The following is an 18,786-nucleotide window of genomic DNA, read 5'->3' as shown; positions in this document are numbered from 1 at the left end:
AAATATAGTGATGTAGCCGATAAATCGTACGGGAACCATCTTTTCCCCCTTCATTGGCAGGTGCATCGCTATTTCTATGTTATTGGATTACATACAGCCCCCAAATGCTGTCTGACCATCGCTTTTTTCGCCATTATCTTCTCATCATGATCATTTTCATGCCTATTCCCTAGTATGATTCCAAATCAGGAAAGCGAGGAATTAATCCTATGCCACAACTCGTAACCAAACCAAACAATCGCCAGTTGGCTTTTGATGAAATACGCATTTCCGTATATGCCGACCGTGTACTCAGCGGGCTGGACAAGCTGGATAAAGATCGTCTCATTCGTGGTGTAACTAGCAAGCTGCGCCGGGACGAAGTCACTGGGGATGACATCAGCAACGCGTTTGCGATGGCTGCCCTTGAATTGGTTAGTAAGGAAGAACCGGACTGGAAATTTGCCGCTGCACGTGCTTTGCTCACTTCCTTGTATAAAAAAGCGGCCACTCACCGCCGTTATAAATCCTATGCGGACGAGCCTTACGGTGCTTTTTATCCACTGATCACTGATTTGGTCCAAAAAGGAATTTACCGTCAAGAACTACTCGACTACTATACCAAGGAGCAGATTGATGAGTTGGGTGATTCCATATTGCCGAAAAATGATCTGCTGTTCGATTATATCGGGCTGTTAACGCTGTCTGAGCGCTATTTGGCCAATGATTTTGACGGACGCGTAATGGAACTGCCGCAGGAACGCTACATGATCATCGCGATGTACCTGATGCACCAAGAGCCTGCCGACAAGCGGATGGATTTGGTCAAGGAAGCATACTGGGCGATGAGCAACATGTACATGACAGCAGCTACACCAACCATGTCCAATGCCGGAAAAAAGGTGGCCGGACAGCTCTCCAGCTGCTTTATCGACACCGTAGACGACTCGTTGGAAGGCATTTTCGACTCCAATACGGATGTAGCCCGTCTTAGCAAAATGGGCGGCGGCATCGGCGTATACCTCGGTAAAGTACGGGCGCGTGGCTCCGATATCCGTGGACATAAAAATACAAGTTCCGGCGTCATTCCGTGGATTCGCCAGTTGAACAATACAGCTGTTAGCGTAGACCAATTGGGTACTCGCAAAGGTGCAATTGCCGTATATCTGGACGTATTCCACAAGGACATCCTCGCGTTCCTTGACCTGAAGCTGAACAACGGTGACGAGCGAATGCGTGCACATGACGTGTTCCATGGCGTATGTCTGCCTGATCTGTTCATGGAGCGGGTCGAAGCACGTGGTGAATGGAATCTGTTCTGTCCGCATGAAGTGAAGAAAGTGATGGGCTGGAAAGATGACAATGGTCGTCCACTGGGCCTGGAAGATTTCTATGATGAAACCTTCGGTTCGGGTACCTTCCGCGAAAAGTATGAGGAGGCGTCACAGCATCCCATTCTCTCTCGTATTACAGTGCCTGCCATCGACATTATGAAGCGCCTGATGAAGTCACAACTGGAAACAGGTACACCGTACATGTTCTACCGTGATACGGTAAACCGGGCCAATCCGAACCGCGCCCATGGTATGGTATATTCCTCCAACCTGTGTACGGAAATTATGCAAAACCAATCTGCAACTGTAGTAGAAAAAGAAGAATTGGTCACCAAGGACGGACAAACACGCATCGTTATTTCCAAAATTCCTGGCGACTTTGTGGTGTGCAACCTGAACTCCATCCATCTGGCTCGTGCGGTTCCGGCAGGTGTGCTGGATCGCCTTGTACCGATTCAGGTACGTATGCTGGATAATGTTATTGATATCAACAACATTGAAGTACTGCAAGCACAATATACGAACAGCCAATATCGCGCAGTCGGTCTGGGTACATTTGGACTGCATCATCTACTCGCACTGGAAGGTATCCGTTGGGAATCCGATGAAGCAGTAACCTATAACGATCATTTGTATGAAAAAATTAACTACCTGGCAGTCAAATCCAGCATGGAGCTAGCGAAAGAAAAAGGCCGTTATGCCAAATTCGAGGGTTCTGACTGGTCTACTGGGCACTATTTCACTTCCCGTGGCTATACGGATGGTACACGTGAAGGCAAATTTGTCACTACGTCCGAGTGGAGCGAGCTTGCAGAAGAAGTCAAACAAAATGGTGTCCGCAACGCATGGCTGTTCGCCATCGCGCCTAACGGGTCCACGTCTATTATTGCAGGCTCTACCGCCAGCATTGATCCATTGTACGAGCTGCTTTCCTATGAAGAGAAAACAACTTACAAGATTGCTAACCCTGCACCGGATTTGAACGAAAAAACCATCTGGTACTACAAAACGGCTTTCTTGCTGGATCAACACGCTTCGATCAACATGGCTTCTGCACGTCAGCGTCATATTGACCAGGGCCAAAGCTTTAACCTGTATGTACGGCCTGATATTAAAGCAACTGAATTTTTAGAGCTGCACATCCATGCCTGGAAATCAGGTATGAAATCGACCTATTATGTACGCAGCCGCGCACTGACGATTGAAGAATGTGATAGCTGCGCATCCTAAACTAAAGGAGAGAAGCTCTCATGCAGTTACAGAAGATTTTTAACACGGAAGCGCCAAATCGCTCTACCCGTATTATTGAAGGCGAAAGCTCCGGTATTTTGAATTGGAACGATATTCGGATGCCGCATATGTACAAATTGTATAAAGTGCTGCTGCTGAACCACTGGATTCCAGATGAAATTCCAATGTCCAAGGACGCGTCCCAGTTCCCTGTGCTGGATGCCGAAGAACAGCGCACCTTCAAAATTAACATCGGCCTGCTGGCTGTACTGGATTCGATGCAAACGATGTTTGTCGGGGATGTAAAACGCTATTTTACCGACTCGTCACTGGAAGCTATTTCAGCGATTATCGGGCAGCAGGAAGTGGTGCATAACCAGTCCTACTCCTACGTTCTGTCTTCTTTGGTGTCAGATCAGGAACAGAAGGAAATTTTTGAATATTGGAAAAACGATCCCGTCCTGCTGGAGCGTAACACATTCATCTCGGACATTTATCAGGAGTTCCGCGATGAGCAGAACCCACAAACCTTTTTCCAGGCGATGGTAGCCGATTTGATTTTGGAGGGCATTTTCTTTTACAGCACATTTGCTTTCTTCTACAATTTGGCCCGTGATCAGAAAATGATGGCAACCAGCCAAATGATCTCGTATATTCAGCGTGATGAAAATCAGCATTGCTACTTCTTCGCCGAAGTGTTCAAGCAGCTATTGTCCGATTTCCCTGAGCTGAATACCAAGGAAAATACGGACTATGTCTATCGTATGATTGACCGAGCTGTGGAGTTGGAAACGAATTGGGCGCATTATACGCTCAAAGAGGTTCGCGGCATCGACTTGAACGAGCTGAGCGATTACATCAAATACATGGCAAATATGCGCCTGAGACTGCTTGGTATGGACAAAGCGTACGAAGGCGTAGATGTAAACTGTATGCCTTGGATCAAACCATTCTCAGATGAAGCGCTGAATGCGACAAAAACGGACTTTTTTGAAGCAAAATCACGCAATTATGGCAAGGTCGGAGATGACAACGGATTTGACGATTTGTAAGTCATAAGATACAGCCTTAGCTCGGTACTTACCGGGCTAAGGCTTTTTTCATGAGAATTTACGCAAATACGCAAAAAAATCATGAAACATCTGAATAACTATTCATATTTTCCTATTTGTACACGATATATATGAAGGTGAAAAAAACCTAGTAAGGAGCATATTATGAAAAGCAGCGTTAAAAAAAGAATGGGATTACAATCCAAACTCTACTTCATCTTGCTCATTCCTTTAATAGTGATTGGCGTCATTGTTCTGTGGACGACCAATCAATCTATCCAGAATGCTTCTCTATCAACCATGCAGCTAAACAATGAAACGCTGGCAAAGAACACGGCCCAGCTATTGGACAAATCCGCAGTCAAGAGCTTAAATACTGATTCATCTGAGCAAAGCAGCGAGTATAAACAACTTCGTAACGAGTTAAATACGCTCAGGCTACAAACTGGAATCCTGTACATCTATATGTACAACCGTGTGGGCAATGAGTGGAAAATTACGGTGGATGGAGCCGCATGGGACGACAAAGACTACAGTCCATTCGGAACTCCTGTAAGTTTTACCCTTAAAGAAACGGAAGAGAAATTGAAACAAGGGGAAACAGTGACTACAGATATTACAACGGACCCTGAGTGGGGGACGATGTTTTCCTCCTTTACTCCCATTAAGGATACAGATGGAACCATCATTGGTTATTTGGGAATCGACCGATCCCTGTCCTCTGTGACTGAAGTATACGAACATACCTTGCCCGAGGCCTACCGATTAGTGATCCCTGTTATCTCTATCATTCTGATCATCTCAATTGCGGCTATGATGCTGGTAACCCGGCGGATACTACGTCAGGTGAGATTTATTAAAAATACACTGGAGCAAGTAGCCGACGGCAACCTTACGGTTACATCGTCGCAAGTAACATATGATCAGTTAGGCGAAATCAGCAAATTGACAAACAAAATGGTGGAAGCCATGTCCAATATGATTGTGGATATTCAAAGCAGTTCTAGCACACTCCAGCATGCATCAGAGAATATCGTCGTGACAACGGAGGGAACACTCCACCAAACTGAGGAACTGTCCCGTACACTCCAGCAAATTGCCGATGTCTCTATAAACCAGGCGGATCAAGCAGTGGAATCGGTTCAACAATCTGACCGATTAGGACAAACGCTGGATGAAGTCGGAAGCCATGTGCAACAATTTACGGATACGGCCCATCATCTCAATGAGGTTCGTAATCAGGTAGCCAGTGAGCATGAACTGTTATTAGAGAAAGGACGAGAAAGTGCCCTGCGTATCAAGCAGATGCAGCGTATGTCACACGCATTAACCGAAAAATCGCGCGAGGCGGCTAACATCGGTCAGCAAGTACAGGGCATCGTAAAGCAGACGCAGATTTTGTCCTTTAATGCATCTATTGAAGCCTCACGTGCAGGCGAAGCTGGCAAGGGTTTTTCTGTGGTCGCTCATGAAATGGGACAACTTGCACAGCAATCTGCCATATCGATTCGGGAAATCGATGAAATCTTAAGAAGCTTTGTTGAGCAAATTGAGCAAATGGGTGATCAATTTGATGAGAACATAAAGACCGTCAATGAACAAGAAACCCAAATTTCGGTATGTCTACAGTCTGTTGACAAAGTCACCCAGGTTTCACAGGAAGTTCAGGAGTTAGCCGCACATCTAGCTCAATTGACGGCAGAGATGCAAGAGGTACGTCACAGCGTAGACCAACATTTAAATCACACAGCCAGCGCGGCACAGCAGACTGCCGGAATGACAGAAGATGTATCAGCAAGCGCCGAGAAGCAGGCCCTAGCGGTAAAAGAACTATCCGAAGTAGCCCGTAATCTCACTACACTATCAAACAATCTGCAGCGTCATGCCGACCAGTTCCAGGTAAAAAACGCTGAATAGTGAATATTATGTTGGATTCGATTCAACTAAACGAAAAGGAGTAAACTAAAATGGAGCATTCGCTAACGTAGCGAATGCTCCATTATTATGTTATGAAAGCCGAGCAGAGTTCACCTTTATCCGAGTAGGTGCATACATATAACCTAGAAGTGTGTATTCAAGCATCCCAGAATCATACCCGTTCTTATGATGGGGGTAGCGCCGCTGTTTTCACCTGTTTCGTATAAGAAGGATAACCTCCCGTATGCTGGAGCATTTCGATTTCACGCAAAATACGCGGCAAGTCAGCGACCGAGTTCATCACGATGTGGGCTCCTGCTCTTTTCAAACCATATACACTCTGTCTGCGCCGTTCCTCAGCCACTCTGTCGTCCGCTTCATGGCTGGTCGTTTGAGCTGCGGTCGTCACGCTTTCGTTATGGTTCAAGACACCAATCGTCCATACACCGGCGTTCCGTCCTTCTTGCATATCGGCTGCTGTATCTCCTACTTTCACAATATCGCTCAGCGGAAATACCTGCAAGCGATGTGCAATTTCATAGATCATCCACGGATATGGCCTCCCCTGCGAAACTTCACAAGGGGCTACCATACAATCCAGCGTATAGGGTGACTGTGCAGGCGTAAATACGTGACTGAGCATCTCCATCGGACAGGATGCAGTGGCACCTGACTGAATACGACGATCCTGCAACTCCTGCAGCGCCCTGTCTATACCGATAGCAGGCTCAGCCCCTTGGATCAAGGAGCGGAGAACAGGGACAAGCTCGAGATAAATATGCTCAATATCCACTCTGCCAGGATGCGCACCAAAGCACTCCAGCCATTTTTTCCGAACCTCTGAAAGTCCCAGCACATTCGCAATATGATCCCGGATCGGCATTCCTCGCCCATGAGATACCTGTTCTTCAGTTACCTGTATACCTTTCCATCTGAAAATGTCACGCATTCCCTGGGTTAAGCCTCGTCCTCCGGGGTCTAACAATGTACTTTCGAGATTAAAAACAACCGCCTGTATCATGCAATCCCCGCCTTTCCGTACCGCGGCTATCCGCAATCTTTATTTTGCTTAGGAACATGATACACAGCTAACGTAAACTGAAATGTCGTAAACGGTAAGCGGATTGTAATTGAAAATAAATTCCTTGATTGGTTGTGAATACCGAGTGTGATAAGAGGAGGAGTCGCAACATGAGACAGCCTTGGAATGAATTTAATTCCAAAATGCCTTGGCGGATGGAGCTTGGTTGTTATGCGCTGAATAAACTAGCCTGTGGAGGATTAGTTTTTGGTCTCTTATGGATCTACTGCTATCTGACAGAGGAAATAACAGGAATTCCTCTGACTATAGCAGGCAATAGTGGTGAACTGACCGCGCAGCTGTGGGCCTATGGTTTTGCCCTTCCTGCCGCTCTTGCCGCTGATGCGCTACGCGATCTTTTACCCTGGCTTCGCAAGCCCGAGCAGCTCACCCTATACCTCGCTGCAGGATTCAGTGTCTTTCTCCTACTAGGTTCTTTGATGTCGCCTGCCGGAACGGGCATTTTATGGAGCAACGGCATAGCAGGTGCAGGGATTACACTGCTGTATTATGGAGGAAGGCACTGGCTGAACCGTGAATATGGATTACAGATCATGCTGGCCTTCCTCCTGCCACTGCTGCTATGGCCTATAGGGCTTCAATAATGTCGCCAGCGATCACAGAGGCAGGATGCTGGCGATGACGTGCGGCTGTTTCTCCAGCCGCACCATGCAGATACACGCCAAAAGCTGCTGCCTGCGAAGCATTCAAGCCCTGAGCCAGCAAACCTGCGATGATGCCTGTTAGCACATCGCCCGCACCGCCTGTCGCCATCCCAGCATGGCCTGTAGTATTGACGTAGGCCGTTCCGTCGGGACAAGCGATGACCGTGCGCGCTCCTTTGAGCACCAGCGTGACCCCACGTGTCCGGGCGTACTCCCGGGCATGGGTGATGCGGTCACGCTGCACCTCTGCTGTCGGTATGCCCAGCAGACGAGCCATTTCACCGGGGTGCGGCGTCAGTACGACCGCTGCACTTCTCGGCTTCCAAGCCTCCAGCTCAGGCCCCGCCGAGGCGAGGATGTTCAAGGCGTCCGCATCAAGCACGAGCGGACCGCCGTATTCCTCCCACAGGCGGCGCAGCCAGCCGGTGTCCCCTGCAAAGCGGCCGAGGCCGGGGCCGACGGCCAGTACATCACGTGCCTGCGCGAGCTGTAGCAGCTCGTCTGCGGAGTCCGCATTCCATTCGCCGTATCCGCCTGCTGCTGCGGCAGCGAGCATCAGTTCCGGCGCGGCGCCAATGACACGTGGCAACAACGCCTCGGGCACCGCCCACGTGACAAGGCCGCTGCCGATGCGCAGGGCGGCACGTGCGGCCAGCAGGCCCGCGCCGCTCATGCGCAGGCTTCCGGCCGCGACCAGAACGTGGCCGTAGGTGCCCTTGTGCCCGTCCGGCACGCGGCTGCGGCTTACATCCACGTCCAGCGCAGCGCGCAGCGTGTCACGGGTCAAGAGCCGCAGCTGCACGCCGCACTCACGGGCAAGGCCGGGTGGAATACCGATGTAGCGTACCACCACATCGCCTGCGGTCCCGGCGCCCGGATATTGGACGAGCCCACGCTTCAAGTAAGCGAGGCATACGGTAACGCGCGCACGAATGCATGGCTCGTGCAGCGCACCCGTGTCGGCGTCGAGGCCGCTAGGCACGTCTACCGACACGAGCGGCGCGCCGCTGGCATTGGCCTCGCGGATCAGCGAGGCGTAGGGTTCGCGCGGCGGGCCTTGCGTGCCCGTGCCCAGCAGGGCATCGACGATGCCGGAGGCACCGCGCAGGTCGAGGGTATCCCGGCCATAGAGAATCACCGGGATACCCAGAGCCGCGATAATATCGCGTTGCGCAGCCGCTTCATCGCGTAGCGTGTCTGGCGACTCGACGTACACAACGGTGACGCGTAGCCCTGCATCGGTCAGATGGCGGGCTGCCACCAGTCCGTCACCACCGTTGTTGCCTTTGCCTACGAGGATATACCAGTGTTCTCGTTCCCGTAAGTCATGTCGTCCTTGACTCCACGTCTCTGTCCGTATAACACCGCCATGTCCCGGTATATCCCCCGGACCTGTGTGTGTAACCTCTTCTGTCCACTGCAAACCCAACACTTCAGCACGATCATTTCCACGTGTTAGATCAGCAGTGCCTACTGAGAAGCCGCCGCCATTGCTCTTCCCACTTCTTTCGGCACATAGCTTCAACACCTCGTCAGCTACCGCGCGCCCGGCATTTTCCATCAAGGTAAGGACCGGAATACCCAGCTTGTCAATTGTATAGCGATCCAATTCTCGCATTTCTTCGGCGGTCACCATATACATGCTTTTCGCCTCCCGTATGGCTGTCCCTGCTTATTAATATCCAACCGTAAAACGGGAATTGACAAACTCCCCTTCTACTAACTCATCAATCAGGGCTACCGCATAATCTTCGACCGAGATACGGCTATGGCCTAATTCGTCAACCACCAAATGATCCAAACCAATACGGAACTGCCCTGTACGTTTTCCCAATTCAATTATTCCGGCAGGACTACAATAGGTCCAGTCTACATCCGCAGCGCGGTACAGCTCCAGTGCATCTGCATGGGCAGCCGCCAGTGGCTTCACTTCCTCCGGAAACTCGGCGGTATCCATGAGGCGTTCACCGTTTTCTGTTTTCAGACTTCCCGCTCCGCCAACGACAAGTATGCGCTCCGCGCCGGACCGCCGAGTTCCTTCCAGCAAAGAACGAGTCGCTTCGAGCAGTTCTTCCTCTTCTCCAAACTTGGGACCGTATGCGCTAATGATAGCATCGTGCCCTTTGGCCACATCCGTAACGGAATTCGGATTTAGAATATCCGCTTGAACCACCGTCAAATATTCACTTTGCTCCGTCACACGTTGCGGGTCGCGCACCGCCGCCGTCACCTGATACTTACGCTTGATAGCTTCCTTTACTAACGCTTTGCCGATTGTCCCTGTTGCCCCGAAAATAATAACCTTCATATTCACTGCCTTCTTCCTGTCTATAATTTTCTTACTGTTATTTATCCGTTTTATGTTCAACTCAAACTCGTACAGGATTTCAGTTTACAGTCCTCCCGGCTGTCGCCAGTACATCCCTTCTGACCTCGGGCTAACCAACTGGAAGCCGAACTGTGCATACAATTGATCGGCTGGTTTATCCGCAATCAGCGTTGCAAAGCTGCCCGCCGGAACCTCCCGTCTTAAATACTCCATAATCTCTTCCATAAGCTTACGCCCATAGCCTTTTCCCTGATGGGAAGGCTTGACTGCAATATCCGTAACCAGAAAAAAGACACCGCCATCACCGCTCACACGGCCCATCCCGATCAATTCCTGTCCAAGCCGCAATGTCACAGCAAATAAACTGTTCGGCAGGCCCTTGGCTGCCGCTTCTTCTGTAATTTGCGACAAACCAGCTTCCTTGCGCAAAGCCCGATATTCCTCGACGGATGGAATGGAGTAATCTACACGAAGAAGCTCATACGGTTGATTCGATGTCTCATGATGTTCTGTTGCATTTTCTATATTTTTATTCATACCGAATCTCCTCTTCCTGCTTGTAATCTTGTCTATTTTACCAAAAAATACTTCATATATCTTGGTCAGAGATATACAAGCCCTTGAAATGCCTGTGTGGTCTGTGCAATAGTGTAGAAAGAACAATGGAAGGAGGGATTGCGGGTGTCCCCGACGGACTTCGCGGCGTTAGCCGCATATATCTCACCCGGTCTGATTGCCTTCCTGCTGGCGTTGTCTTTGCTGGTATGGCTGTATGTTCACAGTGCAGCCCAGCTTCGAAATTCACGTCAGCAGCGGCTGGAAGAATTACAGGAATCGCTGCGTATCTATGGACGATTAGCTGGTTGTCTCCAAACCGCTACCCAGAACGGGTTCAATAACAGCGAAAAGCAGTACCAGAACGGACTCATCCACGCTCTTCAGGAAGCCAAAGCTGCTCCCTATTTGACCCCTCACCTTCAAGAGCAGGTTCAAGCATCCCTTCGGGAGTGTGATACATTCCGCAGAGAATTGCTTCTCAAATCACTGGAGCGTGAAATGAACAAACTCATCGAGGAACGGCGTCTTGTTCTGCTGGAATCTCATGCTCCGGGCTGGGGAACAGCATTGTGGAAGCTATTGCGCCCAGCAGCTGGTCCGTTGGCGCTGGCAGGAATCGTCTGGTTGGTCACAAGGCTGGTTATGGAACTAATAGCCTCCAGCCATGTCGATGTTAGTCTGCCCGATACTGCACAATCTGCCTCATGGCTCATAGGGTGTGCATGGATGAGGTTCGTTTCCGGCTTGATCGCCCTACTGTATGTTTACCGGCTGATGACCCTGCGTAGGCAAAATGATCTGGACGTGACGGCATCCCATTTTCCAACAAGCCTGTTGTGCTTAGTGATCGCCGCTGTCGCTCTGTTTCAATGGATCGGACCGGAAGCATCTCCCTACATACTGGCTGTTCAGCTTGTGCTGTTCTTGATTGGCTTCCGACTTACCCGAGGCCGCTCGCGCAGTGATCGTCCTTATGTTGGTCATCCCGGCTTGATCAAGGCAGATGCTTCTCAACATCAGGATTTACACGCAGCAGATAAAGATAAAACGGCTGACTCTTCTTTGGCAGAAGAACATATCCGGTCCTAAACACCAATGGCACAGGATTCTATTCCCGTATCCACCCTGCATATCACATACCATCACAGGACATCCCAACAACAAAGAAAGAGTTTATGGGGTGTCCTGTTTTTTGAACAATTTTTGGCTTTTTGAGGGGTTAGGCTTGTGCCAGTGATCAAGGAAAGGGTATATTGTTTATATAAATGTAAATCATATCGTTTTTTATGTATGAATATTGAAAAAAATCCATATATGTTAAACTACCATCAATTTATGATGTGCGTTAGAATTGGAGGAACTATGCAACTGGACATTTCTGAAAAATCACTTCCCGTTTATGAAGCGCTGGCCAGTGAGGTTCGGCTAAACATGATTGTTCTGCTTGCGGAGAAGCCTATGAATATACGTGAGCTGGCGGAAGCGTTGGGGCTCAGCAGTGCGATTATGACGATGCATGTCAAGAAACTGGAGAGAGCGTCCATTATTTCGACCAAAATGCTGCCTGGGCGAGGCGGAGTACAGAAAGTGTGCTCACTGGCTACAGACAAAATTGAAATCGCCATGCCACGCTACCAGCAGGATGTACGACAATTCCATCAGACGGAGATTTCTGTGGGACACTTTACAGATTTTGAAATACAGGCGACCTGCGGACTGGCTACCGTCGAAAAAATCATTGGTGAATTCGATGAGCCTCGTTCGTTCTTGGACCCTGAGCGCTTCAATTCCAAAATTCTATGGTTCAGCCAAGGATATATGGATTATAAGGTGCCGAATTTCCTACTGTCCAGCCAAAAAGCCGAGGAACTGGAAATTTCGATGGAACTATCATCCGAGGCCCCTTTTACCAATGATAATTGGCCTTCAGATATCACTTTTTTCCTAAATGATGTGAATTTGGGTACATGGACCAGCCCAGGGGATTTCGGGGATAACCGGGGTAAATACACACCTGCATGGTGGCCTGATTTTATCAATCAATATGGTCTCCTTAAAAGACTTCGCGTTACCTCCGAAGGTACCTTTATGGATGGCAAGCAAATATCCGACGTGACTTTAAGCCAAGTACTGATTGATCAGAAGCAATGGAAATTCCGTATTGCCATATTGGATGATGCCCAGCATGTTGGAGGGGTTACTCTGTTCGGTACCGGATTTGGTAACTACAATCAGGACATCCTGTTCCGTTTGTACTACAAACATGCAGAAAATCATACCAAAACAGTAACGGTAGAAGCTGGCGATAACAGCAAATAGCTTTTAGACCACTTCAAGACCTGAACACGGCGTTTTGCCCATGCCTTTCATGGGAAACAAAGCGCCGTGTTTTATTTTTTTATCCACTTATATCGTACTCTTTTGCCACATGCTATGCGATTAGCGTATAGGTTCAATACACACAGGTGAAGGAACCTCCAGCACATATCCCGTTCGGGTCAGCCGTCCATCCTCACTATGGATGGCAAAGGATACGATGTTGTTCCCATCCTGATTCGCTACTACCAGATAACCGGACAAGATGTTGAAGTTACGCGGTGTGCTGCCCAAGGTTTCCACCCATTCCACCGTCTTCAGCTTGCCGCTGTCCAGATCGACATGGTATAGCACGATGCTGTCATGACCGCGGTTTGACACATACAAAAAGCGTCCACAGAGCGTAATCCGAATATCGGCTGCTGTATTTTCTACATCTATAATGCCTTCTGGCAGTGTGGACAGGCTTTGCATCAATGTAAGCTCACCATTACGTTCGTTATAACTAAATACAGCGACTGTATTGTTCAACTCATTGGCGACAAAAGCATATGGACGCGAAGGATGAAAAACCAGATGACGCGGTCCAGAACCAGGTGGCAAATCTGTCTCACGATGGGTCACCAGTTTTCCATCCTCTGTCAAACGGTATACCACAATCTGATCCAGTCCCAGATCACATACCAGGGCATACTGTCCTGAAGGATCTGGAATAATCGAATGCGGATGTGCCGCATCCTGGCGGTCCTGGCGAATACCTGAGCCGGTATGCTGAACTTGCCCCGACATGTCTCCTAATCCTCCAGCTTCCGTCGCAGGGAACACAACGGCATTGCCGCCTGAATAGTTGGAAGCCAGCACATATCGTCCATCGGATGTTACGGAAACATAGCAAGTATGCGCTCCCTCCGTCCCTTTTCGATCCAAAGGGTGTAATTCCCCCGTCTGGGCTTTTACCTGATACGCATACAGCTCGCCTCCTTCTGTTTCACTGGCAGCGTACAGCTTCGTCCCATCCGGGTGTAGCGCGAGAAAAGAAGGCCTTTCAATCCCTTCCACACCACCAACAATGCGCAGATCACCATTGGTCACACGCAAAGCACATACATATATTCCTCTTTCCTGACGAGACGCATAAGTTCCTGTATAAAATAACTGCTCATTTCGTTCATTCATTCAGCTTACGCCTCCCTCCGATTGCTGCTTTGTCTTGCATTATTACCCATAATCGACTCCAAAGTGCACTTTGATTCTCTTTACACAAACTTCTCGTTTTGTTATATTGTTAAAGTTAATTGTCAACCATATTAAATTCTATTTGGTTGACAATTAAAATAATAGATTGGCGAAGGATGGTGATCATCATTACGCACTATGAACGTCTCGCCGCCATGAATAAGGCGCACTTATGGCTTCCCTTTACTCAAATGAAAGATTACAACAAGTTGGACCCTCTTATTATTGAACGTGGTCAAGGTGTCAAACTGTATGATATCCAGGGTCGGTCTTTTTATGACGGATTCTCGTCTGTTTGGCTTAATGTACACGGGCACAATGTACCGGAACTGAATCAGGCAATCACTGATCAGTTAGATCGGGTCGCCCACTCTACACTGCTGGGAATGGCGAATATACCTGCCATCGAACTGGCTGAGAAGCTGGTGAGAATCACCCCCAAGGGATTAAACAGAGTGTTTTACTCCGATTCAGGAGCAACCGGTGTTGAAATCGCAATCAAAATGGCGTTTCAATACTGGCACAACCGCGGAGTACATGAGAAAAAGACATTTATTACGATGAATCAAGCGTACCATGGGGATACAATCGGGGCAGTCAGCGTCGGCGCGATTCCCCTGTATCATGATGTGTTTCGACCTATGTTGTTTCCCACAGAGACTATTCCTTATCCTTATGCTTACCGCCACAAAGGCAGCGCAGCGGGTGCAATGGAGTCTACTTTAACCGCTTTACGCAATCTGCTTGAGACTCGTGGGGATGAAATAGCAGCTCTCATGGTGGAGCCGATCGTGCAGGGAGCGGCAGGAATGATTATCATGCCGCCAGGCTGTTTGCGGGAAATAGCCTTGCTTTGCCGTAAACACCACGTACTTCTCATTGCGGACGAAGTTGCAACAGGCTTCGGTCGTACAGGAGCCATGTTTGCCTGCGATCTGGAAGGCGTTTCGCCTGATCTGATGGTTGTCGGCAAAGGACTCACTGGCGGCTACTTGCCCGTCGCCGCGACACTTGCGACTGACGAGATATACGATGCCTTCTATGCCGATTATCAAGAGCAAAAAACATTTTTCCACGGACACTCCTTTACTGGAAACCCACTTGGCTGTGCCGTTGCTTTAGCCAGTCTAAAACGAATCGAGGAGCGGGATATGCTAACAGGCGTAATAGCAAAGGCCTCATTGGTCCAGCAAAAGCTTATGGCACTTAAAGAACGGCCACATGTCGGTGAAATTCGGCAAAAGGGTCTGATGATCGGGATCGAACTCGTACGTGATAAGGCTTCACGCGAGCCATACGATTGGGCAGATCGGATCGGCGTTCGCGCTGCCGAGCGTGCAAGAGAACTTGGAATGCTTACAAGACCGCTTGGCAATGTTGTCGTATTTATCCCCCCTCTTGCTAGCACAGAGGATGAGTTAGATGCCATGACAGATATTTTGGCAGCATCCATTATTGACGTCACCGAAAATGGATTAACGACATGAGCACACTACGGGGAATGTTTATAACCGGTACGGATACCAGTGTTGGGAAGACAATTGTGACATCGGCGCTTGCCGCTACGCTGCGTACAGAAGGCCTGAATGCAGGTGTCTGGAAGCCGGTGCAGTCCGGCGGCCTTCTTGGCAGCGGAGCAACGGATGCCGAACGTCTGCTGCAAAGCACAGGCATCTGTGAACGCCCCGAGGCTGTAGCACCTTTTACGTTCGAAGCATCGCTGGCCCCAATGCTTGCCGCCAAGCAGACGGGTGTGACGCTTAGTCTTAAGGAGATTATCGCCGCAGGAGAACCACTTATCAAACGTTATCAAGCACTGCTTATTGAAGGGGCAGGCGGGGTCGCTGTACCACTGACCGATGACGCGCTGGTGATTGACCTGATTTCCATGCTTCACGTACCCGTTCTGATCGTGGCCAGATCCGGTCTGGGTACAATTAATCATACACTTTTGACCATTTCCTCCTTACGGCAGCGCGGAATCCCGATTGTAGGCATCATTATGAACAACAGCGAATGTATTGACGCCCTGGATGATCCAAGTGCCGCGACAAATACAGAACTCATCGAACGCTACAGCGGCGGCCTGAAGGTCCTTGGACATTTTCCATACTTACATGACGAGGCAAATACCGAGATGCTTATCCATTCTGTTCGAAGAACCATTCAATTAGCACCGATCAGGCAAGCATTGTCCATATAATCCTCTCGGGGAATGATGGACATAACAACAATTGAGGTCTCAGGCTTTGAAATGGAAATGAAATTAGATGCTCTACAAGGCGGTGATGATCATCCTTTGGATGAAAAAAGAACTTGAGGCATTACACCACGCATCAATGGAACGCCGCTTGCATACCCATGTCCCTATCTCCGAAAGTCCTGGTTATGTGATGCATGGCGGACGAGCACTACTCGACTTATCCTCGAATGACTATCTGGGGCTTGCCCAGCATCCTGCCATTATTGAAGCGATGCGTGATGCACTCCTCAAGGAAGGAGCCGGCGCCGGTGCCTCCAGGCTTGTAACTGGCAATCGGCAGCCATATGCACAGCTTGAAAAAGCGTTGGCAGAATGGCAAAACTGTGATGCGGCACTTGTCTTCGCAAACGGGTATACAGCCAATGTTGGTGTCATTAGCGCGCTTGTGGGCCGCGGCGATGTGGTATTCAGCGACCAGTTCAACCATGCCAGCATAGTCGACGGCATTATTTTGAGCCGCGCCGAGCATGCACGGTATCGTCATAATGATATTGAGCATTTGCGTGCCTTATTGCATAAATTCCGTGATAAACGGCGGAAGCTAATCGTAACGGACGCAGTCTTTTCCATGGATGGTGATCAGGCGCGCCTGATCGACCTTATTGCGCTCAAACGGGAGTATAATGCTCTGCTGATGGTTGACGAGGCACATAGCGGAGGGATTTACGGTTCACGTGGCGAAGGATTGATCTCTGCACTTAGGGTAACAAGTAATGTGGATATTCATATGGGAACGCTCAGCAAATCGTTTGGGATCTACGGAGCTTATGTTTGTGGAAACGAGACGCTCATCAGATGGTTGATAAATAAGGCCAGGCCGCTTATCTATTCAACGGCACTCCCCCCTTCGCTTATAGCTGGGGCTGCCCAAGCATTGAAGCTGATACAAACAGAACACTGGCGTCGTGAACGGCTGATCGCGGCAAGCGAATTTTTTCGTTCCTCATTATGTGATGCGGGTTTTAACATCGGTAACGGAGATTCTGCAATTGTGCCCGTGATCCTAGAACATAATCATGAGGCTCTGCTATTTAGCAGTGCTCTGGAAAATGAAGGTATTGCAGCGATAGCGATTCGTCCTCCAACAGTACCCGAGGGTACTGCGCGAATTCGCTTCTCTTTATCGGCTGTACATTCCCTGGAGGAGCTGACAGATGCCGTTACGAAAATTTGCAGACTAGGACTTCAACTGGGGGTTTTGGAATCATGCCGTCAGAATTAGGTGGCACCATCCTGTGGCTGACCGGGTGGAGTATGTCGAATAAGGTCTTTGATCAGCTTCGCGGGCTTCTCCCTGATTTTCATCATATTTCTGTAGATTACAGCGCTGCCGCTTCCTCCGAGGAGATACTGAATTTGACCGAAACTGCAGCGAAAGGTCTGCTTTCCTCATGCTCCGGTCCTTTTCTGATAGGAGGCTGGTCACTGGGCGGGTTATTGGCATTGAAACTCGCGGATCAGAAACTGGCAGATGGACTTGTTCTTTTTTCAGCAACAGCCAGGTTTACCCGTCCTAAAGAACAACATAATCGCGGCTGGGCAGACATCTATGTTAGGCAGATGATCATCGGACTCCAAAGAGATCGGCAGGCTATAGAGAGCAAATTCAGTCAGATGATGTTTACGGACTTGGAAACAGCATCGGATCTCAGGAACCATCGTTCCCTCATAGGCAACTGGACAACTCCGGCACTCATCGCGGGGCTTGAAACCCTCCGTCATGTGGAATGCCTCTCTCGACTTCCGGCAATTCATTGTCCGGTTCTTCTTATACACGGTACCGAAGATCAGATTTGCCCTTACGAGGCAGCAGAGGAGTTGCTCATGCAATTGCCTCAGGCAAAACTACTAGCCATACCCGATAGCGGACATGCTCCGTTTTTGGGAAGGGAGGCAACTATGGCTGAATTAATTAGGAGTTGGTGGCATGATCAGTAGAAAAGCAACTATTGCACGGCAATTTAACCACAGCGCGGCAGGGTTGTATGATACTCATGCCCATGTGCAGCGCACCATGGCGGACATGCTTGCAGAATTTCTTATGCAACAAACAAATGCCGATATTTCCAACAAACTCAGCATGCTTGAGATCGGATGTGGCACCGGTATTCTAACTGAAATTTTGGTGAACAGATGGCCGCACTCATCTATTACTGCGCTGGATATTGCACCTGCAATGATTCTGACCGCTGAACAGCGTGTGCTGAGTACTGCAAACCCTGCAGGCTCGAACGATAGACCATCATCTGATATTCACTTTTTGCTTGCCGATGTCGAAGTATGGGCAGCCAACACTCCTGCCTCTTCGTTCGATCTCATCGTTTCCAGCGCTTGTTTCCAATGGTTGAGCCAGCCGCAGCAAACACTGAATTACCTTTACCGACTGCTTCGCCCCGGAGGGGTACTCGCATTCGCAACCTTCGGGCCAGGTACCTTCCACGAGTTGCATACGGCTTTTGAAGAGGTTTACCGTGCTGAAGATATGATGCCCCAGAGGCACGGACTCTCGTTTCAATCTGCAAATCAATGGAAAGATTCATTAACAACAGCTGGTTTCTCCAATATTCAATATAAATGTAAGCTGTTAACGAAAGAATACGCTTCACCAAGGGATTTTCTATTATCTGTAAAAGCGCTGGGAGCTAGTACTTCAGAAGCCGTTATTTCCGGCAGTCTCGGGTCGCGGCGTCTGTTTACCAGCCTGTATAAAGAGTATGAAGATCGTTTCAGCACGCCGGAAGGTGTTGCAGCGACTTATGATATTATACTTATTCAGGCATCAACAACTGAATGATCTTTAAGGTCACAAATCAAAAAAGCAGGACG

At 49.1% G+C, this 18,786-nt stretch carries 16 protein-coding genes; 11 read left to right on the top strand and 5 right to left on the bottom strand.

The window, feature by feature from the left end:
- The first annotated feature begins 209 nt into the window (after window positions 1-209).
- The 3 genes from NLX73_RS18180 to NLX73_RS18170 all read left to right on the top strand — a co-directional run bounded on the left by NLX73_RS18180 (window position 210) and on the right by NLX73_RS18170 (window position 5,512).
- Complete coding sequence (locus tag NLX73_RS18180) at window positions 210-2,543, top strand: ribonucleoside-diphosphate reductase subunit alpha (RefSeq protein WP_250259623.1); 2,334 nt, start codon at window positions 210-212, stop codon at window positions 2,541-2,543.
- Between the two features lie 20 nt (window positions 2,544-2,563).
- On the top strand, window positions 2,564-3,595 hold the full coding sequence (locus NLX73_RS18175) for a ribonucleotide-diphosphate reductase subunit beta (protein ID WP_029517885.1): 1,032 nt from the start codon (window positions 2,564-2,566) through the stop codon (window positions 3,593-3,595).
- A 165-nt stretch (window positions 3,596-3,760) separates the two neighbouring features.
- Window positions 3,761-5,512: a methyl-accepting chemotaxis protein gene (locus NLX73_RS18170; RefSeq protein WP_254326909.1), complete on the top strand. Its 1,752-nt coding sequence runs from the start codon at window positions 3,761-3,763 to the stop codon at window positions 5,510-5,512.
- A gap of 184 nt (window positions 5,513-5,696) precedes the next feature.
- Here NLX73_RS18170 and NLX73_RS18165 read toward each other — a convergent pair whose 3' ends face one another.
- On the bottom strand, window positions 5,697-6,533 hold the full coding sequence (locus NLX73_RS18165) for an HAD hydrolase-like protein (protein ID WP_254326908.1): 837 nt from the start codon (window positions 6,531-6,533) through the stop codon (window positions 5,697-5,699).
- A gap of 170 nt (window positions 6,534-6,703) precedes the next feature.
- Here NLX73_RS18165 and NLX73_RS18160 point away from each other — a divergent pair, with 170 nt between their 5' ends.
- A complete protein-coding gene (locus tag NLX73_RS18160; RefSeq protein WP_134903081.1) occupies window positions 6,704-7,198 on the top strand; it encodes a hypothetical protein in 495 nt (164 codons plus the stop codon).
- On the opposite strand, the gene NLX73_RS18155 is transcribed toward NLX73_RS18160, so the two are convergent.
- From NLX73_RS18155 to NLX73_RS18145, 3 genes are all read right to left on the bottom strand, one after another.
- Window positions 7,182-8,900, bottom strand: coding sequence for an NAD(P)H-hydrate dehydratase (locus NLX73_RS18155; RefSeq protein WP_254326907.1), 1,719 nt, complete (start codon window positions 8,898-8,900; stop codon window positions 7,182-7,184). The genes NLX73_RS18160 and NLX73_RS18155 overlap by 17 nt on opposite strands.
- Before the next feature lie 33 nt (window positions 8,901-8,933).
- Window positions 8,934-9,566, bottom strand: a complete 633-nt coding sequence (locus tag NLX73_RS18150; RefSeq protein WP_254326906.1) for an NAD(P)-dependent oxidoreductase — start codon at window positions 9,564-9,566, stop codon at window positions 8,934-8,936.
- An 84-nt stretch (window positions 9,567-9,650) separates the two neighbouring features.
- Window positions 9,651-10,124, bottom strand: a complete 474-nt coding sequence (locus NLX73_RS18145) for a GNAT family N-acetyltransferase (RefSeq protein WP_254326905.1) — start codon at window positions 10,122-10,124, stop codon at window positions 9,651-9,653.
- A gap of 144 nt (window positions 10,125-10,268) precedes the next feature.
- Here NLX73_RS18145 and NLX73_RS18140 point away from each other — a divergent pair, with 144 nt between their 5' ends.
- The gene (locus NLX73_RS18140; protein WP_250267296.1) at window positions 10,269-11,234 is read left to right on the top strand and encodes a hypothetical protein; all 966 of its coding nucleotides are present in this window, start codon (window positions 10,269-10,271) and stop codon (window positions 11,232-11,234) included.
- Window positions 11,235-11,507: 273 nt separating this feature from the next.
- Entirely contained in the window at window positions 11,508-12,464 is a 957-nt protein-coding gene (locus NLX73_RS18135) for an ArsR/SmtB family transcription factor (RefSeq protein ID WP_254326904.1), read from the top strand.
- Between the two features lie 120 nt (window positions 12,465-12,584).
- Here the strand turns inward: NLX73_RS18135 and NLX73_RS18130 are convergent, their stop codons facing one another.
- Entirely contained in the window at window positions 12,585-13,637 is a 1,053-nt protein-coding gene (locus NLX73_RS18130) for a lactonase family protein (RefSeq protein ID WP_254326903.1), read from the bottom strand.
- 176 nt (window positions 13,638-13,813) lie between these two features.
- On the opposite strand from NLX73_RS18130, the gene bioA reads away from it, so the two are divergent.
- The 5 genes from bioA to bioC all read left to right on the top strand — a co-directional run bounded on the left by bioA (window position 13,814) and on the right by bioC (window position 18,754).
- Window positions 13,814-15,184 carry an adenosylmethionine--8-amino-7-oxononanoate transaminase gene (bioA, locus tag NLX73_RS18125; RefSeq protein ID WP_254326902.1) on the top strand — a complete coding sequence of 457 codons (1,371 nt, stop codon included), beginning with the start codon at window positions 13,814-13,816 and terminating at the stop codon, window positions 15,182-15,184.
- Entirely contained in the window at window positions 15,181-15,900 is a 720-nt protein-coding gene (bioD, locus tag NLX73_RS18120) for a dethiobiotin synthase (RefSeq protein WP_254326901.1), read from the top strand. The genes bioA and bioD overlap by 4 nt, the downstream gene beginning before the upstream one ends.
- A gap of 67 nt (window positions 15,901-15,967) precedes the next feature.
- A complete protein-coding gene (gene bioF, locus NLX73_RS18115) occupies window positions 15,968-17,182 on the top strand; it encodes an 8-amino-7-oxononanoate synthase (RefSeq protein ID WP_254326900.1) in 1,215 nt (404 codons plus the stop codon).
- A complete protein-coding gene (locus NLX73_RS18110; protein ID WP_254326899.1) occupies window positions 17,167-17,898 on the top strand; it encodes an alpha/beta fold hydrolase in 732 nt (243 codons plus the stop codon). Before bioF ends, NLX73_RS18110 begins: the two co-directional genes overlap by 16 nt.
- Window positions 17,888-18,754 (top strand): malonyl-ACP O-methyltransferase BioC, encoded by an 867-nt coding sequence (gene bioC / locus NLX73_RS18105; protein ID WP_254326898.1) that lies wholly within the window; start codon window positions 17,888-17,890, stop codon window positions 18,752-18,754. The genes NLX73_RS18110 and bioC overlap by 11 nt, the downstream gene beginning before the upstream one ends.
- The last annotated feature ends 32 nt before the right edge of the window (window positions 18,755-18,786 follow it).

This window comes from Paenibacillus sp. CH40 (assembly GCF_024213605.1).
Lineage (GTDB): Bacteria > Bacillota > Bacilli > Paenibacillales > Paenibacillaceae > Paenibacillus > Paenibacillus polymyxa_B.
This window is presented reverse-complemented; position numbering and strand designations above follow the sequence as displayed.